The organism is Ensifer sp. R-19, from assembly GCF_049905105.1.
In the GTDB taxonomy this organism is placed as follows: domain Bacteria; phylum Pseudomonadota; class Alphaproteobacteria; order Rhizobiales; family Rhizobiaceae; genus Ensifer.
Map to the genome: position 1 here is coordinate 2,003,320 of NZ_CP184569.1, position 23,407 is coordinate 2,026,726.

21 protein-coding genes and 3 pseudogenes are annotated in these 23,407 nt (G+C 64.3%); 15 read left to right on the top strand and 9 right to left on the bottom strand.

The window, feature by feature from the left end:
- Positions 1–142: 142 nt before the first annotated feature.
- The 4 genes from ACN9MO_RS09845 to ACN9MO_RS09860 all read right to left on the bottom strand — a co-directional run bounded on the left by ACN9MO_RS09845 (position 143) and on the right by ACN9MO_RS09860 (position 3,602).
- Positions 143–1,168, bottom strand: coding sequence for a DUF3095 family protein (locus ACN9MO_RS09845; protein ID WP_057253945.1), 1,026 nt, complete (start codon positions 1,166–1,168; stop codon positions 143–145).
- Positions 1,169–1,435: 267 nt separating this feature from the next.
- Positions 1,436–1,918 (bottom strand): transcription elongation factor GreA, encoded by a 483-nt coding sequence (gene greA / locus ACN9MO_RS09850; protein ID WP_057253943.1) that lies wholly within the window; start codon positions 1,916–1,918, stop codon positions 1,436–1,438.
- A gap of 124 nt (positions 1,919–2,042) precedes the next feature.
- Positions 2,043–2,168, bottom strand: a complete 126-nt coding sequence (locus ACN9MO_RS09855) for a hypothetical protein (protein ID WP_425987112.1) — start codon at positions 2,166–2,168, stop codon at positions 2,043–2,045.
- A gap of 54 nt (positions 2,169–2,222) precedes the next feature.
- A complete protein-coding gene (locus ACN9MO_RS09860) occupies positions 2,223–3,602 on the bottom strand; it encodes a phenylacetate--CoA ligase family protein (protein WP_113133747.1) in 1,380 nt (459 codons plus the stop codon).
- 387 nt (positions 3,603–3,989) lie between these two features.
- Between ACN9MO_RS09860 and ACN9MO_RS09865 the strand changes: the two genes are divergently transcribed.
- Both ACN9MO_RS09865 and ACN9MO_RS09870 read left to right on the top strand, forming a co-directional pair.
- Positions 3,990–4,643: a glutathione S-transferase family protein gene (locus ACN9MO_RS09865; RefSeq protein WP_058327084.1), complete on the top strand. Its 654-nt coding sequence runs from the start codon at positions 3,990–3,992 to the stop codon at positions 4,641–4,643.
- A gap of 99 nt (positions 4,644–4,742) precedes the next feature.
- Entirely contained in the window at positions 4,743–5,276 is a 534-nt protein-coding gene (locus ACN9MO_RS09870) for a putative immunity protein (RefSeq protein ID WP_057253939.1), read from the top strand.
- A 23-nt stretch (positions 5,277–5,299) separates the two neighbouring features.
- Here the strand turns inward: ACN9MO_RS09870 and gcvA are convergent, their stop codons facing one another.
- Positions 5,300–6,208, bottom strand: coding sequence for a transcriptional regulator GcvA (gene gcvA, locus ACN9MO_RS09875; RefSeq protein WP_057253937.1), 909 nt, complete (start codon positions 6,206–6,208; stop codon positions 5,300–5,302).
- Between the two features lie 125 nt (positions 6,209–6,333).
- Between gcvA and ACN9MO_RS09880 the strand changes: the two genes are divergently transcribed.
- Positions 6,334–7,038: an SDR family oxidoreductase gene (locus tag ACN9MO_RS09880; RefSeq protein WP_112997053.1), complete on the top strand. Its 705-nt coding sequence runs from the start codon at positions 6,334–6,336 to the stop codon at positions 7,036–7,038.
- Positions 7,039–7,113: 75 nt separating this feature from the next.
- Here the strand turns inward: ACN9MO_RS09880 and ACN9MO_RS09885 are convergent, their stop codons facing one another.
- Positions 7,114–7,887 (bottom strand): hypothetical protein, encoded by a 774-nt coding sequence (locus ACN9MO_RS09885; protein WP_057253933.1) that lies wholly within the window; start codon positions 7,885–7,887, stop codon positions 7,114–7,116.
- Between the two features lie 348 nt (positions 7,888–8,235).
- On the opposite strand from ACN9MO_RS09885, the pseudogene ACN9MO_RS09890 reads away from it, so the two are divergent.
- From ACN9MO_RS09890 to ACN9MO_RS09900, 3 genes and pseudogenes are all read left to right on the top strand, one after another.
- A pseudogene (locus ACN9MO_RS09890) lies at positions 8,236–8,548 on the top strand (DUF2750 domain-containing protein).
- 136 nt (positions 8,549–8,684) lie between these two features.
- Entirely contained in the window at positions 8,685–8,828 is a 144-nt protein-coding gene (locus ACN9MO_RS09895; RefSeq protein ID WP_200964201.1) for a hypothetical protein, read from the top strand.
- Between the two features lie 313 nt (positions 8,829–9,141).
- Entirely contained in the window at positions 9,142–9,552 is a 411-nt protein-coding gene (locus ACN9MO_RS09900) for a hypothetical protein (protein ID WP_425984689.1), read from the top strand.
- A 103-nt stretch (positions 9,553–9,655) separates the two neighbouring features.
- On the opposite strand, the gene ACN9MO_RS09905 is transcribed toward ACN9MO_RS09900, so the two are convergent.
- Entirely contained in the window at positions 9,656–10,558 is a 903-nt protein-coding gene (locus ACN9MO_RS09905; RefSeq protein ID WP_113133746.1) for a LysR family transcriptional regulator, read from the bottom strand.
- Between the two features lie 297 nt (positions 10,559–10,855).
- Between ACN9MO_RS09905 and ACN9MO_RS09910 the strand changes: the two genes are divergently transcribed.
- The 9 genes and pseudogenes from ACN9MO_RS09910 (at position 10,856) to ACN9MO_RS09950 (ending at position 20,758) form a co-directional block, all read left to right on the top strand.
- Complete coding sequence (locus ACN9MO_RS09910) at positions 10,856–11,629, top strand: SDR family oxidoreductase (RefSeq protein ID WP_057253927.1); 774 nt, start codon at positions 10,856–10,858, stop codon at positions 11,627–11,629.
- 442 nt (positions 11,630–12,071) lie between these two features.
- Positions 12,072–12,606, top strand: a pseudogene (locus ACN9MO_RS09915) (DsbA family protein).
- 275 nt (positions 12,607–12,881) lie between these two features.
- Positions 12,882–15,161: a mechanosensitive ion channel family protein gene (locus ACN9MO_RS09920; protein ID WP_113480235.1), complete on the top strand. Its 2,280-nt coding sequence runs from the start codon at positions 12,882–12,884 to the stop codon at positions 15,159–15,161.
- 91 nt (positions 15,162–15,252) lie between these two features.
- Positions 15,253–15,434 (top strand): annotated as a pseudogene (locus ACN9MO_RS09925) (hypothetical protein).
- A gap of 184 nt (positions 15,435–15,618) precedes the next feature.
- The gene (locus tag ACN9MO_RS09930; protein WP_113133743.1) at positions 15,619–16,038 is read left to right on the top strand and encodes a hypothetical protein; all 420 of its coding nucleotides are present in this window, start codon (positions 15,619–15,621) and stop codon (positions 16,036–16,038) included.
- A 299-nt stretch (positions 16,039–16,337) separates the two neighbouring features.
- Positions 16,338–16,460, top strand: a complete 123-nt coding sequence (locus ACN9MO_RS09935) for a hypothetical protein (RefSeq protein ID WP_255571016.1) — start codon at positions 16,338–16,340, stop codon at positions 16,458–16,460.
- A 448-nt stretch (positions 16,461–16,908) separates the two neighbouring features.
- Positions 16,909–17,976: an MFS transporter gene (locus ACN9MO_RS09940; RefSeq protein ID WP_162733739.1), complete on the top strand. Its 1,068-nt coding sequence runs from the start codon at positions 16,909–16,911 to the stop codon at positions 17,974–17,976.
- Between the two features lie 232 nt (positions 17,977–18,208).
- The gene (locus ACN9MO_RS09945; RefSeq protein ID WP_255571017.1) at positions 18,209–18,340 is read left to right on the top strand and encodes a hypothetical protein; all 132 of its coding nucleotides are present in this window, start codon (positions 18,209–18,211) and stop codon (positions 18,338–18,340) included.
- An 819-nt stretch (positions 18,341–19,159) separates the two neighbouring features.
- A complete protein-coding gene (locus ACN9MO_RS09950; RefSeq protein WP_113133741.1) occupies positions 19,160–20,758 on the top strand; it encodes a glycosyltransferase family 39 protein in 1,599 nt (532 codons plus the stop codon).
- 396 nt (positions 20,759–21,154) lie between these two features.
- Here the strand turns inward: ACN9MO_RS09950 and ftsZ are convergent, their stop codons facing one another.
- Together ftsZ and ACN9MO_RS09960 are read right to left on the bottom strand one after the other, a co-directional pair.
- Entirely contained in the window at positions 21,155–22,189 is a 1,035-nt protein-coding gene (gene ftsZ / locus ACN9MO_RS09955; RefSeq protein WP_093234707.1) for a cell division protein FtsZ, read from the bottom strand.
- A 463-nt stretch (positions 22,190–22,652) separates the two neighbouring features.
- Entirely contained in the window at positions 22,653–23,261 is a 609-nt protein-coding gene (locus tag ACN9MO_RS09960) for a glutathione S-transferase family protein (protein WP_058327097.1), read from the bottom strand.
- Between the last annotated feature and the right edge of the window lie 146 nt (positions 23,262–23,407).

Here is a 23,407-nt window from a genome sequence, read left to right on the forward strand (position 1 = left end):
CGCCGCTGGCTGGCGACGGGCTTTTTCAGCATGCCTGGGATGATCAGAGATGTCCTTGTCAGCAGTCTGAGGGCGGCCGCTGGCCGCCCTTTGTCGTGTCGCCGGCTCGGGGCTGCTTTGAAGCGGCCCGTTTCGATCGCACTTACGCCTCGACGCGCCTGCGCGACTCCATCATTTCGGCCGCTCGCGCGTAGCCGCCATCCATGCCGTCGAGAAAATGCAGATGCGCATCCGGCCGGGCTGACGGTACCAGGCAGGTCATCAGCGCATGTGATTGCCGGTGCAGCCCGAATTTGACCTCACCCCTTGCCCTTGCCGCAAGGAGGATCGCTTCGACCCGATCGATCTGCCCGACTGCGGCGTCCACCGTCAGGCGAAGACCATCGTCGTATTTGCGAAAGTCCGAATTGGCGGCAACGCCCAGCCAGCGCTCTGGCGCGATATAGACCCGCTCATCCTTCGGCACGCCCATTTCCGCGGGCAACGGATGCGACTGCCGCGCCGCCTCGTCGAAGACGGCAATCACGTCTCTGGCGAGCGCCGCGAAACGCGCCGGCGCCACATCGTCCGTCGGCTCGACCAGCAGCGAAAGAATCTGCCCGCGCCGGCTCGGAAACGGTCGCCACTCGCAGGCAAGCCCCGTCAGATCAGGTTCGGTGCCATCCTTGTCCGGCTCAAGCTGGTAGCGCCCCCTCTTCAGCTGCTGCTCCGCCCATTTGAGCCCGCCGCCGGCAAACATTGCGTAAGTGGCGTCTTTCGAAGCGGCGTAGCGCGCGATCGTCACGTCCTGCCCGTTGGCGCGGATTTCCCTGACGCTCAGCAGGCCGACGCGCAGGTCGAGGCGAAATCGATCCTTCACGAAGGCCGCGATCTGCCTGAGCGCCGCGGTCGCCGTCATTTCCCCTTCCGGCGGAAGCGCAAAGGCGGCGCCATCGCCGCGAAAGACGAAGGGGAAATCGAAATTGCCCCAGGCATTGCCGATCGCGGCGATGGCCGAGGCGCCCGTGTAGTTGACGTCCTCGTAGCGCCCGGACCTGATCGCCCCGGTCGAATCGACGACATCGGTGATCCCCACCAGCCAGTCGTCGGGCAATGGCTCATAGGCATTTGGGTCCAGCACCAGCGAAAACTCGCTATAGGCCTGCACGCGTTGGGGCTCAAACTGCATCAGCTTCCTCCAGTCGACGGACTGATCGCTGTGGACGGGGATTTTCCAGGGAATGCCCGAGCGCTTTGAGGCGCACCGGCATCCATGGGCTTGCCGCCTCACATTAAATCGGATGCGATATAAATACTGAAGCGTGTCATAATGTCAATACAATGCGATTTAATCGCATACGATAATAATCACGGCGAAGATAGCTATACCAAAGCGTGGGTATCCTGAGGGATTGCCGCGGGGCTGAGGTTCCGCCCGATAGTTGCAAGAGCGCGCTCACGCGATCGCGGTGATTTCCAGCTCCTGGTCGCCGACGCTCATGACGTCGCCGACCACCTTGCCCAGGAGCATCCGCGCCACCGGCGAGACATAGGAGATCGATCCTACCTTGGGATCGGCCTCGTCCTCGCCGACGATCCGGTAGGTCTGCACCCGCCCGTCGTCGCGGCTGAAAGTGACCGTGCTGCCGAAGGCGACGGTATCGTTGGACGCTGGCTCCGGCATCAGTTGCGCCGTGCGCAACCGCTCGGCGAGATAGCGCAGGTCGCGCAAGGGCCCCGCCTGCTGGCGGCGCTTTTCGTTCACGTCGTCGACTGCGGCCGCCGCCTCATAGGCCGCACGCGCCTCCTGCACCTGCGCCTCCAGCGCCTTCAACCCGGCTTCCGTCACCAGGTTCGGATGCGGCGAAATCGGACGATCCGGCAACAGCGTCTCGGCGGCGGTTTCGGCACTTTCTTCCTTGGTGAAGGCAACGCTCAATCTTCAGAACTCCGTGTGGCAGTATGGCACGCAGCGTCCTTATCGGCCGGCTGCCTGCCAATCAACACTATACGCACTTGCGGTCGCTGGGTGGAAGAACAACGGCGCCGCCTCGCGAAGGATCTCAGACGATCGGCTTTCCACTCGCCCAGAATTCATCGACCTTGCCCCACCATCGAAGGGTCTCCGGCCGCAGCCATGGGCGAAACGCCTCAGGATGCGTCCCGCGGTGCAAATGTCCATTCTGCAAGTCTTCGAGAAAGCCGACCGTCGCCGCCTCTCACGCTCCCGTCACCGGTCCTGGCTACTCGATGGCTGGCGAGGCGACAACCAGTTTCTGCTTGGCGCCGGACCCCGAGCGCTCGATGGCATCCACCACCCTCACCCGCACGCCGCCCGCCTCGGCGCCCACCGCATCGAGCGCCGCCTTGGCGGCCTCATCGACCTTAGCGCTGACGGCGGCAGCATCCACGCCTCCAAACACGGCGATGGTGATCTCCAGCCCATCGGGCAATTGCACGAACTGGAATTGTCGCACCCCGGCGGTGCCGGTCAGGGGCGAGCGCAGCCGGTGCGCGTGCACGCGCACGACGCCGCCGCCTCGCCCGGGCAGATGCAGTGTCTCTTCCCTGCGTCCGGCGATCGATCCGATCCGCCAGAACGGCAGGCCGCACGGACAGGGTTCCGTCGCCATCGCAACGATGTCGGAGATTTCGTAGCGCACCAGCGGCAGCACGCGATTGGTGAGCGTCGTCACCAGAAGCTTTGCGCCCTCGGTCCCATCCGGCACCGGGCGATCATTCTCGTCCACCACCTCGAAGACGAAGGAATCCTCGGCCAGATGCAGCCCATCGCCAAAGATGCACTCGTGGCCCATGGGCCCCGCCTCGGTGCACACATAGCTGTTGGCGATAGCCGCCTGCCACGTCTCGGCGGCGAGGTCGCGCACCTCCGGCGTCAGCGTTTCGGCGCTGGTGCGAAACAGCCGGGGCCTGATCCGCAGGCGACCGGCCTGCTGCTCCGTCGCCAGCACCCGCACGAAGGAAGGATAGGTCGAAATCACCTCCGGCTGGTGCAGGTTGAGGCCCTCGACGATCTCCTCGATCGGCATGAGCACGTTGAAGCGTGGCGCAGCCGGCCGGATCGCGCGAAGCTCCACGCCGATATGGTAGGAAATATGCACCGGCGACGAGGCAAAGATGGCAACGCTGCGCGTGGTGTCGTCAATGCCGACGATCGCCTGGAAGCGCACCATGTTGGCGATTGCCGCAAGCCAGGCGGCATCGTCGAAGGCTGCGATACCCCGCTCGCCCGTCGTGCCGCCGGTTGCCACCACACGGTATTGTCCGAGAAGAAGCGACCCGGGATCGTCTCCATCCAGGTGCTGCTCGATCAGGCCGCGACTCAGCCTCGGATCGGTGACGACCCGGTCGAAATTCTCCATCAGCGCCCGCTTCGTCAGCACCGGAAAGGCATGAAACGGCGCACCGCTAGCCACCAGCTCGCCAATGCTCTCGCGGTAATAGGTCGATGCCCCGACAGCGTGCCGCAAGGCGGACTGCAACTCGCTGCGCTGAAAGGCCAGTAATCGCTCCCTCGACCATTCCGCGCGCAAAAGACGCGCCTGCGATTGCCTGAGCAAAAGATCGGGATCGAGGGTGGCAGATGCGGTCACTGGTGGCATCGAATTGGTCCTCGTGTCTTGCTTCTGCGGCGCGGCCGCACGAGCGCTCGCCTCGCCCGGCGCGGCCTCGACAGGCGACCAGGCTGGCAGCCCGTGGACAGGACCCGGCGCGCGCCCTTTCGCAACCGGGGTTTGCAAGCGATCATGCCTTTGCACCTCAAGGCCTTGATTGTATCGCGAAAGCCGGGATCTATGCGACAGCGATGCGATGGAGAGCTTCGCCCGCGCGACGTGTCAGCGGCGCGAATACCGCCGCACCGCTTTGGTATTACTGCATGTTTTCCCTTGAATCGCATAGCGTTTGAGGGAACGTGCAGGTGGGTCTCGAACGGACCTGGGCAGGCTTGAGCCCGAAGCCCTGCTGCGTCATGCGAAGGAGAAAGATCGTTGGCCGAACCGTTTATCGTCTATGGCGCGTCAGCCTCGGGATCCGTTCCGATCGAGGCAACGCTGACCCTTCTCAACCTGCCCTATCGCGTCGAGGAACACGCGCCCTGGGAGGGCAAGCAGGAAGCAAACAGGCTCGCGCGCATCAATCCGCTACGCCAGGTTCCGGCCCTCGCGCTGCCGACGGGCGAACTGATGACCGAAAGCGCCGCGATCCTGATCTGGCTGGCCGATGCCTACCCCGATGGGCGGCTTGCGCCGGGAGTGACTGACCCGGCACGACCGGCCTTCCTGCGATGGATGACCTTCGTATCCGCGGCCATCTACGCCCTCTACTGGATTGCCGACGACCCATCCCGCATCGTCGAACGGGAAGAGGACCACGCTGCCGTCAAGGCGCGCCTGTTCGAGCGCATCGCCCATTGCTGGGCGCGGATGGGAGCGGAGCTGCGCCCGGGCAGATACCTTCTCGGCGACGACGTGTCGGTGCTCGACCTCTATGTGGCAACGGCGTCGCGCTGGTCTCCCGGTCGGCGGCGCTTCTACGAGGTTGCAGCGGGGCTCGCGGAAACCGTGCGCCGCGTCGACGCCGATCCCCGGCTGGCGACCCTGTGGGCCGAACGCTTCCCCTTCACGCCCGGCTGGGAGCGCTAGTCCTCTCCGCTTCGGATCCCTGAAGCCCGTCAACAAAGCCGCCGGCTTTCCGCTGGATCTGCCGCCGCAGGCTCGCTCAAAACACCGATGTCGCCTCCAATGACCAACGACCCACTGCCACCGCTCCTCACCGAAGACGACCTACGCCACATTACCGGATGGGCGGTGCTCACAGCCGAGCGGGCGCTCCCGGTCTTCGAGGCGGCCATGCCGGGCGACGACCGCCCGCGCGAGGCGATCGCGGCGGCCCGCGCCTTTGCGCAAGGGGGGCCGCGCACCGCGCATCTGCGCAAGACCGCGTGGGGCGCTCAAGCGGCGGCGCGCGCGGTCGACGATCCCTCGGCCAAGGCTGCCGCCCGCGCAGCCATTGCCGCAGCCGGTGCGCCCTACACCCACCCGATCGAAACGCCGCATCAGATCAATCATATCCTCGGGCCTGCCGCCTATGCCGTCCAGGCGCTCTCGTTCGGTGCGGACGACGAAGCCGGCACCATGGAAACCGAACTGCGCTGGGTGATCGCCTCCGCATCGGAAGAGATCCGGCGCATTGTCGCGAAGATGCCGGAGCGCAAGCCCAGCAAGGGCGCGTTTCACGCCCTGCTCTACCGGCTCGATACCGCTCTGCGCCTCTGACGGCGCCCGCGGCCAAGCGCAGATCACGCCAGGGCGCGCTCCCGTGCCTTGCCCGCCTCCTCGCCGATCCAGGCGATCACCGTCTGCAGCGCCGGTGATTTGCGATAGCGCGGCCAGACGAGGTAGAAATCCGAAGGTCCGGACATCGACCCCGCGAAAATGCGGATCAGCCGACCTTCGGCTATATCCTGCGCCACGAAATCGCCATTGGCGAGCACGATGCCCTGGCCGGCGATCGCCGCCTCGATTGCGTGCGAGGTCTGGTTGAAGCTGATGCCCTTGAACGAGGCCTGCCGGCTCCCGCCGAAATGCCGTTCGATGAACTCCGGCCAGAAATTATGCGCATCGTGCAGCAGCGTATAGCCGGCAAGCGCGTCCGCAGTCTCAGGCACGCGTCGGCCGGCCATCAGCATCTGGCTGCAGACAGCGACGATCTCCTGCTCGAACAGCAGCTCGACCGCCAGCCCCGGCCCGAAGGGCGGCCGCCCGTAGCGCACCGCCAGGTCCACGCCATCGGCCTGGAAATTCGACATGCGATCGGTCGCGAGAATATGCAGGTCGAGGTCCGGATGGCGCGCGGTGAAATCCGGCAGGCGCGGGATCAGCCATTTCGAGGCGAAGGATGGCGTGGTGCTGATCGTCAGCCGCACCGGCTGCGGCTTCAGCTCATCCGTCGCCCGGGCGATGATGTCGAGCGCGCGCCTGACATCGGCGATATAGGCCCGCCCCTCGCCGGTCAGCGCCAGCATGCGCGGCAGCCGCTCGAAGAGTTTCACCCCGAGCTCGGCCTCCAGCCCGCGGATCTGCTGGGCGACCGCCCCTTGCGTGACGCCAAGCTCCTCGGCGGCCAGCCGAAAGTTCAGATGCCGCGCCGCCACCTCGAACACTTTCAGCCCATTCAGCGAAGGAAGCTTTCCCGGTGCGTCACTCATTGAATAGTTTTTCTACTGCCATTTGAAAGCGAAACTTTCTCGTCGTCGCATGAAGGAGATGGTATTTCAATCGCGAGAGCCGCAAAATCCGGCTTCATCCTGAATGCGACGAGGAGAATGGACACATGGCAGTAGAAAAAGTAGCCGTTATCACCGCCGGCGGCAGCGGCATGGGCGCCGAGAGCGCGAAGCGTCTTGCCGCCGACGGCTTCAAGGTCGCGATCCTCTCCTCCTCCGGCAAGGGCGAGGCATTGGCCGCTGAGCTCGGCGGCATCGGCGTCACCGGCTCCAACCAGTCGAATGACGACCTCAAGCGCCTGGTCGACCTGACCGTGGAGAAGTGGGGCCGGATCGACGTGCTGGTCAACAGCGCCGGCCACGGCCCGCGCGCCCAGATCCTCGAAATCACGGACGAACAGTGGCACACCGGCCTCGACGTCTACCTGATGAACGTCATCCGCCCGGTCCGCCTCGTCGCCCCGATCATGCAGAAGCAGAAGTCCGGCTCGATCGTCAACATCTCCACTGCCTGGGCCTTCGAGCCCTCGCCGATGTTCCCGACCTCCGCCGTCTTCCGCGCCGGCCTTGCCTCCTACACCAAGATCTTCGCCGACACCTATGCGGGCGACAATGTGCGCATGAACAACGTGCTGCCCGGCTGGATCGACAGCCTGCCGGCGACCGAAGAGCGCCGCGACGCCGTGCCAATGAAGCGCTACGGCACCAGCGCCGAAATTGCCGCAACCGTCGCCTTCCTCGCCTCTGAAGGTGCGGGCTACATCACCGGCCAGAACCTGAAGGTGGACGGCGGCCTGACGCGCTCGGTGTGAGGGCGGAAGACGCCGGAGAGCGGCGCGGCGGCAAAAGCCGCGGCGCCGCTGAAACATAGCGTCGGCGCGAACGACTTACTTCGGAAACAGGAAGGTCAGCGTCGCGCGCACGCCCCAGCTCGGCGCGCCCTGCGGCGCCTCGGCATAATATTTCCCACCGATCTGGGCCTGAAGCATCTGGTCGCCCACCTTGAAGACCTGCGAAACGCTGAGGTTGATCGGCACGGTCCATTGATCGGCCTCCCAGTCGTAGGTCGACTCCGTGTTGAGTGTCAGGGTCGCACCATGGCCGAGGCCGTAGGACAGAAAGGGTTGCAGGAAGGTCTGGCTCACATCCGCCCGGTCACCCTCGCCGGCAACGCTCCAGATGTGGTTTCCTAGCGCGCCGACGGTCCACGGTCCCTCCTGCTTCAGCACGACCGCCGTCGGGCCGATGCCGAACTTGCCGGTGCCGAGGAAATCGTCGGTGGCGGTCGGGATCAAAAAGGCCGGACCGACACCCCAAACGATGCCCGAAGGGCCGGGATTGGCCGGCGACAGGAAGAGGCTCTGGGTGATGTCACCGAGCCCGAACGTATTGCCGTCGGGCGGCGGCAGGTAGTCGCGATAGGCGATCGGCAGGATCGTGCGCGAGATCAGGTTCCAGTCCGCGTTCAGCGTGATGGGAATGACCGGCTGGACGTTGAGCGTATAGGAGAAGCCATCCTCCTCGGCGCCGGCGCGAAATTCGAAATTGCTCTGGAACGGCACGCTGATCAGGTCGGCGACCGGGTTCGAGAGCTTCTTTGCGAGATCGTCCGCATCCTGGGCCAGCGCCTGCTGCCCCTGCATGGCGGCGGCGACAAGCATCGCCGCCCAAAGCCTGGCTCCTATCTGCCCCACGCGCAATTCCCCCTTGCAGCTTCCGCGGCGGCGTCGCCAGTCTCAGTTGCACCGGACCACGCCTCGACCGAATGGCCGCAGGTTACGTCACCCTTGCCGATTCGGGAACTTGCATTTTCTCTAAAGCAACCCGGCGCCCGGCCGCTGCGCTCGCCATCCCGGACGCTGAGACGACCGGACGCCATCGGACGGCCTTGCCGCGGCGTCACATGACGTTGCGGCAACGCGTCGGAGCGGGATGAGGAGAGACATCCCGCTCTGATCCGTGACCCTCACAGGGTTGCAAACACCTGATATCACTGCTTACGTCGCGCGATGAGCGTCGCGCCCCTCCACACACATGCTTTCTTCGAAGAAGTCCTGGAGGCCGGCTTCGTCTGGACGATTCGTGACGCAACAGGTTTCCCGACCTCGACGAACCAGTCGAATGAAACCGCGATGCCGTTCTGGTCGTCGCTCTCCAGAACTGGACGTCTTTGTCGATCGCTGGCTACCGGGCCTTGAGAAGGACAATTTGGTGGTCGGCATAAATTGGAGCAGCGCCACGGCAATCGGTTTCGATTTCGCGCCTGCCGATGTCCGCCGGCGGTTGCAAAGCTTGAGGCCAATAGTTCGTCAACACCAGTGACGTGCCACGCCATGCACTTCGACGCAGCCGCAAAGATCGGCTGGACTGGCGTCCCTGCGTGGGTTCCGCCGCTATCCTGTTGTCTTTCTTGCAGAAGCGCCTACTTCCCTGTCGAAACCGCATAAAGGAGCTCGGCATGAACCGAAACGGCCTCTATCTCGTCATCGCCTTGCTCGCCGTCGCCGTCGTCGGCCTGGGCCTCTATATCTACCAGGAAGAGACGAAGCCGGGCGTCGAGATCAAGATCGGCCAGGACGGCATTTCGGTTCAGGAAAACTAGGGGCAGGCACCACGCCTGGACGATGAGGATGAACTCAGCGCAAAGCCGAACCCCGCCAATTGCCGCGAGCGCGCATCGCTAGGAACTCTTCAACGTGAACCTCCGCCTCTTCGGCGCTTGCGTGTTCGCCCGTTACCCCGTCGCCAAGAAAGGTCACCCTTCGCCGACGGCGTGAGGAGCGCGCCGGCAATGGACGGCTGAGGCTCTTGATTTTGCGTCCGCAATCATCGCCCATGGCAACAGCCGTCGCGACTCGTTGCCGCCTCACGGCAGGAAGAAATCGCAACACGCCTGACACGCCAAAGGTGCCGCGTTGACAGCAAGCATTTCATGGACGGCTGCAAGCCTGCTCGCGGCCTCGGTCGCATTTGCCGCGATGGCCGGCGAGAGAGCCCCCTCGGGAACCTATTGCGGCCAGCTCTCTTCCGCCGGCGTCCTGTCGGATGCGCAAACGCACTTCGAGACCGATGCGAGCGGCACGATCATTGGGAAATATATGTTCTCCGATCAGGGCCAGCCCGTTCACGGAGAGCTTGCCGAAACCGGTGACGATGGCGACGGCAGCGATCTGACCCGTACCTTCATGTGGCGCGACAAATACGGCTACGGCCAGCTGGTCGTGACCTTCACGCCGGACTTCTCCGAGTTCGAAGGCAAATGGAACGCCGGCGGATCGGACTTCCTGCCGTGGAACGGCCGGCGGTGTTATCAGACGATCAGCTAGCGTCCCTTATGCATTCACCTGAACGCATGGCGGTCTAGAATGCGCAGGCGAAGTTGAGCCACAGGATGCGGCACGCTTGACGGCCGCATCCATATCCGCTCCCTCACGCCGCAATCACCTCCCGCATCAGCCCTTCCAGCCAATTGGCAAACACCTGCAATCGGCGCGACAGGTGCTGGCGGTGCGGGTAGAGCAGCGCCATCGGCATGGGTGCGGCTGAATGGCCTGGCATGACCTCCACCAGGCGCCCCTCTTTCAGATGGTCGACCACGTCGAAGGCCGGGATCTGGATGAGGCCGAGGCCGGCGAGGCAGCAGGCGATGCTGCCCTCGGCGCTGTTGACGCTGATGCGGCCGGGAACGGCAACCGTGCGCGCCTCGCCGCCTTCGATCCACTCCCAGTCCTCCACCCGGCCGCTTGAGGGCGAGGCATAGTTGACGGCGAAATGACTGGCGAGATCGCTGGGCATTAGCGGAATACCATACCGCTCGAGATAGTCGGGGCTTGCGACATTGATCAGGCGAAGCGTGCCGAACGGCCGGGCGATCAGGCCGGAATCGCTGAGCGGCCCGACCCGCAGCGCACAGTCGACGCTTTCCTCTATCAGGTGCACCGCCCGGTCGGTCATGCCGAGATCGATGTCGATGCCGGGGTAGCGCGTCAGGAACTCCGGCAGCGCCGGCGCCACGATCAGCCGGCCGATGCGGCTCGGCAGGTCGACGCGCAGCCGCCCGGTCGGGTCGGAAGCGCTGCGGCGGAACAGGTTCTCCGCCTCGTCCATGTCCTCAATCAGCCGCAGGCAGCGCTCGTAGAAGGCGGCCCCGTCCTGCGTCGGCGCCACCTTACGGGTCGTGCGGTGCAGCAGCCGTGTGCCGAGCCGGGTTTCGAGCGTCTGCACCGCGGCCGAAACGGAAGAGCGCGGCAGCCCCAATGTGTCGGCCGCGCGGGTAAAACTCGCGCTTTCGACGACGCGCGTGAAGATGCGGAAAAGCTCGATCCTGTCCATGCCGGGCCACGCCAATTGTTCGTCAATTCTGACAAGTCATGTCACGAACTGGCGCTTTATACCAGCGGCGCGGACGGTATTCTCAACCCTGCGATGCCTGTCGCACCGCTGACCTCTCGCGTTGGCGGCGGCAAGGCCCGCGCTATTTGAAACGCGGCGTGCGGCGTTCAGGACAGACAACGTGTTCGGGACAGGCCGTCAGCGCCAGAGCAGACCGGGGACCTGCGCACCTTTCGCGCCGGCGTTCCCGCTCGCCGCAAACCGGCCGCAGCAAGCGGCCGATAACAGGAGAAACCCATGGCAGACCACAGCATCAATGGTAAATCCGTTCTCATCGCCGGCGGCGCAAAGAACCTCGGCGGCCTGTTGGCGCGCGATCTCGCCGAACATGGCGCCCGCGGCGTCGCGATCCACTACAACAGCGCCGCCACCAGGGCGGCAGCCGAAGAAACCGTGGCGGCAATCAAGGCAGCCGGTGCTGCAGCCCACGCCTATGCCGGCGATCTCACCAGCGCGGCCAATGTCGAAAAGCTCTTCGCCGATGCCAAGGCGGCGCTCGGCGGCATCGATATCGCCGTCAACACCGTCGGCAAGGTGCTGAAGAAGCCCTTCGTCGAGATCACCGAGGCCGAATATGACGAGATGAGCGCGGTCAACGCCAAGTCCGCCTTCTTCTTCCTGCGCGAAGCGGGCAAACATGTGAACGACAACGGCAAGGTCTGCACGCTCGTCACCTCGCTGCTTGGCGCCTTCACGCCCTTCTACGCCGCCTACGCCGGCACCAAGGCCCCGGTCGAGCATTTCACCCGCGCAGCCGCCAAGGAGTTCGGCGCACGCGGCATCTCGGTTACCGCCATCGGCCCCGGCCCGATGGATACGCCCTTCTTCTACCCGGCCGAGGGAGCCGACGCCGTCGCCTACCACAAGACCGCTTCCGCCCTCTCGGGCTTTTCGAAGACCGGCCTTACCGACATCGAGGACATCGTCCCCTATATCCGCTTCCTCGTCTCCGACGGCTGGTGGATGACCGGCCAGACGATCCTGGTCAATGGCGGCTACACGACGAAGTAAGTGACTGGCCCCTCATCCGCGCGGTGAGTGAAACGCCCCTCATCCGCCTGCCGGCACCTTCTCCCCGTAATCACGGGGAGAAGGGACACGTGGCTCTCTCCGCGCTCTACTTCGGCGCACCGCGAGGCGTCGTGCCACGGCATACCGCGGGAACCAGGACGTCCGCGTGTGGCTGTATTCGCGGCCAAGGCAAGAAGACGAGAGTGCAGCACACGCGGCGCCGTCCCCTCTCCCCGCCTGTGGGGAGAGGGCTAGTCCTCGGGTTAAACCCGAGGAGAGGGGCAGCGGCTGTCAGGGATGCCCCGCCCCAATGATATCACCTAGCCTGGCACACAAGCCTGATGCATGCTCGGCCCATGGACGGTTCAGCGACAATCGAAACTGGAAAACTCTGAAAGTTCAACGATCCCAACCCGTCGACCTTGAAAAGAGAGGAAGTCCCATGACCAACTCAGCTTGGCACGCCGATCCACTCACCTGGGGCACCGGTCCACATCTCTTCGAGGTCTTTCTGGAGCCGACCGATCCCTACTCCGCCAAGGCATTTAGCAAGCTCGACGCCCTGCTCGACCAGGCCGGCGAAGACAACGTCACCATTAAGATCCGCCTGCAGTCGCAGCCCTGGCATATGTATTCCGGTGTCATCGTTCGCTGCATCATCGCGGCCTCGACACTTGAGGGCGGCAAGAATACCGCGAAGAAAGTCATCGCTGCAGTCGCTGCGCATCGGGAAGAGTTCGAATTCGTCCATCGCTACACCCAACCAGATCATCGAGCGCTTGGAAGGCTATAGCGGCGTCAAGCTCAAGGCCGCATTCGCGATCCCGGATCTCGACCGGGAAATCAAGTGGCATTGCAAATATGCGCGACAGAACGGCATCCACGTCTCCCCGACCTTCATGATCGACGGAATCGTGCAACCGGACGTCAGCAGCGGCGATGATGTTTCGGACTGGGCAAGGAAGTTGCTTGGTTGATGGGGTGCGCGGAAGGCTGGAGCAGCCGGGTCCGTTAAAGTGCTCATGCACATATGCTTGTGGGGAATTGCGCGGCTCGGCCAGGCGACCCACCTCTTGGTCGGCTTTACCCATCGGGCATTCCGGCCGAGCTCGCTTCCAACCCGAAGCGATCGGGCAGAGCGTGCGTGCTGCTGACGCCCCTTCCATTCAAAATAGGATTGGAATTTTAGGACGTTGTGTAATGTGATGCGGATGAGCGCATGGCGCGCGACGGGGCTCGATGAGTGAAATTCATGGCATATAACTGCTTTTTCTGCCGTCACCTACTGGCGAGCCTGGCGCTGCTTCTCGCGCTCGCCCTGCCCGCCCTTGCCCAGACGGCACCAGCGCCGATCACCGTCATTCTCACGCCCGGCCAAAGCCCTGCCGAGATCGAGGAAACCTTGCGCGCCGCGGCGAAGGCAGGCGGGCCGGTCACGGTCGAATGGCGCGACGCGGCAAATCAGGCCGCAGCGCCGGCCAGCGCGGCGACACCTGACAACGCCCACGCCGCCACACCAGCCGTCGCCGCGAACCCGGCGGGTACGCCACAGCAAGCCGCTCCGGTCGCTGACCCCGAGGATTCCTTCGACACCCTTTCCGCCCGTTTTCTCAATGGCTTGCAGATGGGCTTTGCGGGCATCTCCGGCATCGCCGGGGTGATGGCTGACGTCGCGGCAGGCATCCGCGCCGAAGGCTGGTCGGTCGTCTCGGTTGCCGCCATTTCCGTGCTGGCCATTGCCGCGGGGCTCGCCGCCGCCTTCGCCAGTCGCTCCCTTATTCATCGGCTCTTCGGCGCTTCCTTCGAGGTGGTCGACCTCTTGCACCGCGTGCGCGCCTCGGTGATCCGGCTCGGCTTCGACATCGCCTATCTGGTGATCTTCGCCGCCGTCGCCCACACGATCGCCCAGCTGCTCCTGACGCGCGGCACGGGCTCGGCCGAGCTTGCCCATGCCCTGATCACCATCGCCGTCGTCGCCGCCTTCTATGGCGTCGGCGCCCGCTTCCTCTTCGCGCCGACGCGACCCGAAATCCGCCTGCTCGATATCGCCCATCCGCGCTTCCACGCCAACATGCTTGCCACCTATGGCGCGGCCAGCGCCGTCGTCGGCGCCAGCATGCGTTTCGCCCATCAGCGCGGGCTGGACCTTTCCGCCACCGATGGCTGGCTGCTGATCGGCGTCAGCATCCTCACGGTGGTGAAGCTCCACTGGTTCATCGGTGGCGCGGGTGATATCCGCGCGCTCTTTACCGGCGAGAACCCCGGCCCCGTGCGCCGCGCCATCGCCTTCGGCGTGCCGGAGTTCTACGCACTGAGCGCCATCGTGCTCTGGCTGATGAGCGTCATCGTTGCCGGCAGCCCTAATAGCGCGGCCTGGAGCTTTGCCGGCGGCACCACGCAGATCATCCTGCTTGCGCTGCCGATCCTTGCCTTCGGCATCCATTCGCTGGCCGGTGCGGCCGCCGCGCGTCGGCGCACGCCGGCCTCGCACGCCCTGCATGCGGCGATATCAGGCAGCATCCAGACGGCGCTTGCCGGCGCCACCTGGCTGATCGGCCTGCACATCATCATCGAGCTCTGGCGCCCGATCATGGTCCAGGACGACACCGCCGCCGCCGTCGGCTGGATCGTCGTTCTCGAGCGCATCAGCCTTGCGGTCGTGGCCGCCTGGGTGATCTGCAGCTTCCTCTGGCGGAGCTTCGAAGCCTTCTCGCCGTCTGCCCGCGTCGCCATGCCCGGCGACAGCGAGGACGAGACGATGGTTCATCAGACAAGCCGGCTGTCGACCATCCTTCCGCTCGTCCGCAACCTCATCTTCGGCGCCATCTTCGCTGTCACCAGCCTCGTCGTCCTCTCAGCACTCGGCATCAACATCGCGCCGCTGCTGGCGGGCTTCGGCGTGCTGGGTCTGGCGCTTTCCTTCGGCTCGCAGACGCTGGTGAAGGATGTCGTCTCCGGCATCTTCTTCATCGCCGACGACGCCTTCCGCGTCGGCGAATATGTCGATACCGGCAAGCTCAAGGGCGCGGTCGAGCGCATCTCGCTGCGCTCGCTGAGGCTGCGTCACCAGAACGGCCAGATCCACACCGTCCCTTACGGCCAGCTTCAGGCGGTGACCAATTTCAGCCGCGACTGGAGCACGGTGAAGTTCGAGCTGAAATTCGAGCGCGACGCCGATCCTGAAAAGATCCGCAAGGCCATCAAGAAGGTTGGCCTCGCCATGCTGGAGGACCCGGAGATCGGCAGCGAATTCCTGGTGCCCTTGAAGATGCAGGGCATCCAGGACGTCACCGAAAACTCCCTCGTCGTCCGCCTTAAGTTCACCGCCCGCCCCGGCAACCCCAGCATCCTCCAGCGCGAGGCGATGAAGCGCCTGCTTCCGGCGCTGCGCGAAGCCGGCCTCGACCTCGCCTCCAACGCCGTCACCGTACGCTCCGGCGCGGCCGGTGCGGCGGAAGCGGAGGCTGCGGCGGCAAACCTGGCGCTGGCGAAGAAGCCGGTGGCACCGGAAGCAGCAGACGCGGAAGGGTAACGGTCAATCCGGCGCGACGCGGCGACAGACTTCCTGCGTTCGTCGCGGCTGGTGTCAGCATGGCCTTGCCATCGGGCAACGCCTGAACCCTATCAACGACAAAGCCTTCGACAGCTTGACCGGCATGCATTTTCACGGTCGACGATCCCGATGGAACCTACGGCACCGGCCAGGTCATCCGGCTTGCTGCCGATGGAACGCGACAAATGGATCGACTGGCTGGACGCCCCCGCAAAGCCGCGGTTCATCTCGCTCGTCAAGCCAACCAAGTAGGGCCAACCAAGTAGGCCCGATCAGGCCAAGCAAGACCGCGCAATTAAAAAGCGCGACCGACGGCCAACACCCGCTACAGTTTTGACATCATTGTTGCATTACCTCAAACGCACAGACGAGGCTTAGGCGCTGCAGCACCCTGCCGACGCTGCCATGTTGCCGCTGCCACCGAGGATGTTGCCTGATGCGATCCATGCGCCTCGCCCCGTCTGCTCTAGCCCTGTCTGCCCTTGTCCTTTCGCTTCTGCCCGTGGCCACCGTCCACGCCGAACCGCCCACCTACGCGATGCACTATGCGCTGATGCTGGACGGTGAGGAGCCCGTGGCAGGCGAGGTCGCCTGTGTCGTCGGGGAACCGTGCGAGTTCACGCCGTCCCCCGCCAGCAAGATGACCTTCAAGTTGAGCAGGCGGCAAAACGAAATTGAGATCACCTGCCCCGAGCGTGAATGCTCGCTTGGCTATGGCGAACGCCGAACATATTGCGGCACCTGCGAGAAAGTCGACATCTTCGAGGGGCGCGACTATGGCGGCGGCGCAATCGAGTTGGTGCTGCGCAGGTACCCGCGGCTCGGCACTCTGCTGTTGCGCTACCAGACACCGTAACCACGCTTCCAGGCTGGCGTTGCCTGGCCGCCCTGAGTTCTCACGCGCCCCTTGGGGTGAGGCGCGACCAGTCCTCCTCGCTCCATCACGGCAGATCACAGGCGCATCCGGCGGCAAGGCGTGGCCGCCGTCGCGGTCCCTTGCCCCCTGTCCCCGCGGGAACAACACCCACCCGGTTCCGTTGCTAAAACAAATGCACAAAGGCCGGTGGCCTTTCAATCGGGGCATCGGTTCCGGTTCGGTCAACGCCTGGCCCAACGAAAGATCATGGTCAGGCAGCAAGAGCTCGGAGCGCCCCAATGCGTATCATCCTGGTAGCCCTCGTCGCGTCAGTCATGAGCATTCTGGCGTTCAAATATGCCGATCATTCCATCGGCAACACGCACATCGTTGCGACGGCCGAGGAACTTGCCGCCCTCTGAGCGGTCTTTGCAAATAGACCGGTCGCCCCCTCCCGCTCCCAGCGGGTCCTGACCACCGGACCGGCTCGGGCGATGCTCGCAGAAGTCGTTCAGCCCCTCCCGCATAGGTTTCATTCCGTCTTGCAGCGATCTCCGTCTTCTGCAATCCTCATCGCATGCGATCGTATCGGCTCATCATTGCTGCCAAACGTCTGACCGCCCCGGCGGCCCCACTCCCTATGTGCGTCTCTGGATAGCAGCGGGAACGGATTGGCCGACCTTCTCGCTCTAGGGGCGGGAGATCAGGCCGATCCTTCCAACTGATATCGAGACGTTGACGATGCGACATGCGCTCTCCCGCAGCCTGGTGATCCTGCTATGACAGGATCATCCAGCGCTTCCTTCACCTTCATCCTGCTCATACTGCACCGCGCTTTCCCTTGCCGGCACCGACCTGATCCTGCCGGGCGTGTTTTCCGCCAGCGAAGCGACCGCGCAGATGGTGCTTGCCGCCTATGTCGGCGGCAGTGCACTCGGCCTCCTGCTCTTCGGCCACCTCGCCGATCACTTCGATCGCAAGACGCTGATGGTCGCAGCCCTTGCCGCCTTTGCCGCCACCTCCCTTGCCGGCGCCTTTGCGCCTGATATCGCCGTCCTCATCGGCCTGCGCTTCCTGCAGGGTATCGCCGCCAGCGCTGCGCCCGTGTTTGCGCCGGGCGTCATCCGGCAATTGTTCAGCGAGAAGACGGCCGTGCGCGCCATCGGCTTTCTCGGAAGCGTCGAGTCGCTGGTTCCGGCGCTTGTGCCCATCGCCGGCGTGGCACTTCTTGCGCATTTCGGCTGGCAATCGTCGTTCGAGCTTCTCGACGCCGCCGGAGCGATCGTCTTCGTCCTGATGCTGGCGATCGGCCTTCCGCGCGAACAACGAAGAAGCGGCACCCAAGGAACCTATCTGCAGCTGCTGACGGATCCCGTCTTCATGCGCTACGCACTGAGCCAGGCCATGACGCTCGGTGGCGTTTTGACCTTCGTGTTCGGCATTCCCATGGTGATCGTCGAGACGATGGGCGGCACGCTCAACGATTTCATCATCGTGCAGATCGTCAGCGTCGCGGGCTTCATCGTCGCCGCCAATCTGACCGCGAAGATCGCCGAGCGCTTCGGCACGGAAGAAGTCATCATGGCCGGCAGCGCGATGGCCGCCGCAAGCGCGTTCGCTCTCCTCGCCTATGGCCTCTCAGGCGGAATCAATCCGTTGCTCGTGCCCGTTCTCTTCCTGCCCATGGGCATTGGCCTCGGCCTGCGTGGCCCCATCGGCTTCTACCGCGGCATCGTCGCTTCCGGCGGCAATGATGCTCGCGGCTCGGCGCTGATCGTCTTTTTCATCTTCATGACGACCACATTGGGCACGATGGCGGCAGCGCCTGTCATCACCAAAGGACTGCCGGCCCTCGCCCTCGTCGTTAGCGCAATTCACCTGCTTTCGGTCGCCATCCTCTGCGCACTGCCGAAGGTGAAGGAGGCTCCGTCCGCATAGCCGCGACCGCGGCAGACGACCGCGCCCCTGGGCGCGCGGTTTCGTGCCGCCGGCGGGAACTCTCCCTGGATCCCGCAAACATGGCCAGCCGGGGCGCACCCCGACTGCCGCGCGCCCGGCTTGCGCTTCCATCCCCGGGGTATTCTAGTAGGAATATCCCCGGGGTGTTCTGGTAAGAGCATCCCCGGGTGGTTCTGGTAAGACCGGAACGTGCAAAACGGAGCGCTGCAACATGAACAATGACAATCTTTGGTACTGTCTTGTCGGCACGGGCGACACCAACACCGGCATGCTGCGATTCATCGGCGCCGTCGTCGCCTTCATCCTCGTGTTCGGCGCGCTGTTCTGGTTGCTGGGCCTGTAAACCTTTCCCCTTGCCCGCGACGCGGGCGGCCGTCACAGGGTGGCCGCGCCTGCCCCAGCCGCGGCCTGTCTATCGTTCCGCCACCCGGAAATTGGTCGCGCCCAATTGCGCAATGACTAATACGCGACGAACGATGAGAGAACGCTCCAAGCACGAAAGCGGTCTCGCTCTAACCATTTCCCCCAATTGGGTGAGGAACAATTCGTGAAAGCGACCGCGCGAGACTTGCGCGTCGGCCGTTCGGCGTTCACGCCTCCACTTGGTGTCACGATCCTCAGGCGCCTTGCCAAACGGCAAAGTTGCGATAGAAGATCACAAGAGACAACTTAACCGATCACCATCTTGAACCTTCGTTTTGTTGCCGGCGGCCTGGCCGTCGCGCTGTTACCCGAGCCGGCGGACTTCAGGAGGGCGATCGGCCCGTCCCAACAAAAAAAGGCCGGAGCGCGCGGCTCCGGCCCTTCTGTTCTTTCGCTCTCAAAACGCGTGCCAGTACATCCGTGGTCAAGGTCGAAAGCAACGCGCAACTGCGAGCGTCGTGCTCAACAGTTTGCTTGTACTAATTTTATAGGACCGGGCGCGTTTCTGGACAAGCTGTCCCTTTGGGCTACGGCACACGCCAGGGATTAGTCTTGGCGACGCATCGAGGCCCGAAAACGGGGCCGTTTTCCAGCTTTTCCCGCCAAGACAATCAGCGATTACTTAATTATATTCGTCCTAGACTAAGGGATACAGGCGACGGCGGGCGGAAGCCTACCGCAGGGCACCCATCTCGCTCGCGGTCGTCGTCAGGGTCGTTCGGCGCGCCTGGGGAGGCATATGTCGGGGTTCGATCACAGGCACATGAATGGCGCGATACTCGCCGCGATCCTGGTGCTCGCCGCCCTGTTCCGCCTGCATGACGTTCAGCAGCCGTTGGTCGATGCCTTCAGCTGGCGCGAGGCGAGCACGGCGATGATGGCCGACAATTTCTTCCTGCGCAGCTGGAACATCTTCTTTCCAGAGGTGAGCTGGACCGGTCCCGACCCCTCCTATCAGGGCCGCGAACTGCAGGTCGTCTCCTACATCACCGCCCTTCTCTATGCCGTCTTCGGCTGGGACGACACCTGGGGCCGGCTCGTCGCCATCGCCTTCGGCGTCCTTGGCGTCTTCGCGCTGCATCGGCTGATTGCGCGGCTCTGGGACGAGGCCCACGCCCATGCCGGCGCCTTCCTGCTGGCGATCATGCCGGGCGCTGTCATGATCGACCGCTCGTTTCTGCCGGATCCGGCCATGCTGGCGCTGGTGACGACGGGCGCCTGGACCTATGTCGCCTATCTGCAGAACGATCGCCTGCCCGTTCTCATCGCGGCCGGCCTCCTCACCACGACAGGCGTGCTTGCCAAGCTCCCGGGCATCGCCGTGGTCGTGCCGATGACCTACGCGACCTTCGTCGTTCTGCACCAGCGCGGCAGGCTCAGCGTCGGCCGGCTCTTGGCAATCCTGCCCGTCGCACTCGCCGCCGGTGCGCTCATTCTCGGCTATTACTGGTGGGCGCATTATCTCGGCGCCAACTATCCGCCATACCATGTCGCCGGCAGCGGCTATCTCTGGAGCGACGGGCTTTCCCGGTTCCTCGACGAAGCCTTCTACATTCCCGCCACGTGGAGGATCGCCAGCAGCTGGCTTTTCACCCTGCCGGTGGTGATCCTCACCGGCATCGCGCTCCTGACCGCGCCGCCGGCGGCAAACGAAGCGGCGCCAGACGACGCTTCCCCCGCCGGCGCGCCCTGGTTCTTCCATGTCTGGTTCCTGGGGGCGGCGATCGTCTATGTCTTTGCCGCGCGCGAGATCAAGACCAACCCCTGGAACTTCCATATCTTCAATGTGCCGATGGCGGCACTTGCCGGGCGCGGCCTGATCCTGCTGGTCGGCATCGGCCGCGAACAGGGATTTCGCACGCGCGCTCTGCGCCTCGCGGCGATCGCCGCCGTCGTCGTCATCGGCGGCAGCATCCCCGGCCTCTCGCTGATGAAGGCGCCCTATGCCGATCATGGTGAAAAGCTCGGCACGAAGCTGAGCGAACTCAGCCAGCCCGGCGATCTCGTCATCACCGCAACGCCGACGATCGGCGATCCCGTGGCGATCTATTACAGCCGCCGCCGCGGCTGGGTCTTCCCGCCCGGCGGCGGCGAAACCGAATGGTCGATGCTGATGGAGGACAACGATGCGATCGAGGCGCTGGAGGAGCTGCGCGCCCGGAACGCCACCTGGTTCGGCATCACCAAGAACGCCCGCGACATGCAGCGGCGCAAGCTCCTCGAATACAATAAGGGCCTGATCGCGCATCTCGACCGGACAGCCGAGCGCGTCGTCGACGACGATACGATGCTGATCTACCGGCTGGCGCCTCGGGCGGATGCGGCGGCTTCGAATTGAACCGCTCGGCTTCACCCGTCGCGGCGCGTTTGCGGCTCTCATGGGCGCGCGACATGGGTTTTCATAAAGCCGTGACGAAGCCTTTCCGGTTGGCCCCGCCCCTCACCCTGACCCTCTCCCCGCCTGCGGGGAGAGGGAACCGCGCGCAGCTCCCACGTCTCCTTTCCGCCACCTCTGGCATACGGAAACAAGAAGCCGGCTGTGCTCCCTCAAGGTATCCTGCGGCTGCAAGCGAGCAGAGGAAACGGTGAGCATGCCGCAACGTCCCTTCTCCCCGCCTGCGGGGAGAAGGTGCCGGCAGGCGGATGAGGGGCTCATACAGGAAACGCCATGCACCCGGATGAGCGCATGGCGTCCTGTTGTCTTGAAGCAGCGCCCGCTTGGGGCGTGTGAGCCCTACTGCAGCGTGCGGGTCGGGGCCGGTGCGGGCTGGCCAGCGGCAGCGCCGGCGGCATTGTTGGCCGAACGCGCGGAATCGAGGCCGGTCGCGACGACGGAGACGCGGAAGGTGCCGTCGAGCGTGCGGTCGAAGATCGAGCCGACGACGATATCGGCCTCGTCATAGACCTCTTCGCGGATGCGGGTCGCGGCTTCGTCCACTTCGAACAGCGTCATGTCCATGCCGCCGGAGATCGAGATCAGCACGCCCCTGGCGCCGCGCATCGACACTTCGTCGAGCAGCGGGTTGGCGATCGCCGCTTCGGCAGCCTTCAGCGCCCGGCCCTCGCCGGTTGCCTCGCCGGTGCCCATCATCGCCCGGCCCATGCCCTTCATGACCGACTTTACGTCGGCGAAGTCGAGGTTGATCAGACCTTCCTTGACGATCAGGTCGGTGATGCAGCCAACGCCGGAATAAAGCACCCGGTCGGCGATCACGAAGGCATCGGCAAAGGTGGTCTTGGCGTCAGCGATGCGGAAGAGGTTCTGGTTGGGGATGACGATCACGGTGTCAGCAGCCTCGCGCAGCCGCTCGATACCCTGCTCCGCCGTCTCCATGCGGCGCTTGCCCTCGAAGCTGAAGGGCTTGGTGACGACGCCGACCGTGAGGATACCGGCCTTGCGCGCCGCAGCCGCAATGACCGGTGCCGCCCCCGTGCCCGTGCCGCCGCCCATGCCGGCGGTGACGAAGCACATATGCGTGCCGCCGAGGTGATCCATGATCTCGTCGATCGATTCTTCCGCCGCCGCCCGGCCGACATCCGGCAGCGAGCCGGCGCCGAGGCCCTCGGTCACGGCAGCGCCGAGCTGGATGATGCGCGACGACTTCGACATGGCGAGCGCCTGCGCGTCCGTATTCGCCACCACGAATTCCACGCCCTGCAGCCCTTCGTTGATCATGTTGTTGATGGCGTTGCCGCCACCGCCGCCGACCCCGATGACGGTGATCTTCGGGCGCATTTCGGTGATCGTGGGCTTCTTGAAATCGTTCATGGCTTGTCTCCTAGAGCCGACGCCCTGCAGGCGCCGACGGCGGGCGAATCGGGCAGCTGTTATTTTAGGAATTGAAAAAAGCCATGGAGAAGGCAAGGAAAAAGGACAGAACGCCTATCCACATATGAATTTTAGCGGGTCCTTTCGGTGGCAACTTGGCGCACTGCCCCGCGCCGCGCCAGACCAAAAAATGATATTCGGATCAGTATCTTGCCTAGGCCCGGGCCTAGGCAATTGCCCCTCACCCTACCCCTCTCCCCGCCTGCGGGGAGAGGGGACGAGAACCAACGCCGCCTCACGATCTGACATTGTCCGTGCAAGAAGCGGCAACGGAGACTGGCCGAGATGGAACGAGCGGCCGCCGCGAGTCTCCTTCTCCCCGCGTGGCGGGGAGAAGGTGGCCGGCAGGCCGGATGAGGGGCAGATCCGCAGTACAGGCAACCGCCCTGCCCTTTGTTGAGCCCTAAGCCTCAAAACTCGGCCGCGAGCGCACCCGCTCCAGCCAGCTTTGAACATGACGGGCCGAAGCCGGGATCTCCATGCCGAAGACATCGCAGAGCCAGGCCGTCACACCTGCAGTGATGTCGGCGATCGAGAACTCATCACCGGCGAGGAACGGCCGGCCATCCGAAAGTTCGTCGTCGAGCCAGCCCCATTTCTTCGGCACCGCCTCCCGCTCGGTCTCGGCAAAAGCCGGAAACTGCGTCAGCCGTTCGGCGAAGAAGGCGTCCGAATGCAGCGCCACATTGCCGACGGTGCCGAGGATCACCAGTTCGGCGCGACGGTTCCACATCTCCACCTTGGCACGGCTGACGGCATCGCGGCCGAAGAGCGGGTGCTCGGGATTCGTCTCCTCGAGATAGCGGCAGATCGCAACGCTCTCGGTGATGATGGTTCCGTCGTCGAGCTCCAGCACTGGGATCTGCCCGAGCGAATTGACCGCCAGGAACTCCGGCGCCCGGTGTTCGCCCTTGGCGAAATCGACATCCACCATCGGCACCGAAATCTCCTTCTCCGCCATGAAGATGCGTACGCGATACGAATTCGGCCCCATGCCCTGATAAAGCTTCATCTTATCCTCCTGTCGATGAGGCCACCCGCCTCGTTTCCCCAACGCATCTACGCGGGATACTGGTTGTATATAGCAACCGGTTTCATTTAACTCAATGGTTTATTTCAAAGGACAGCAAATCTTTTCACTGAGCCATCGGCCTGTCC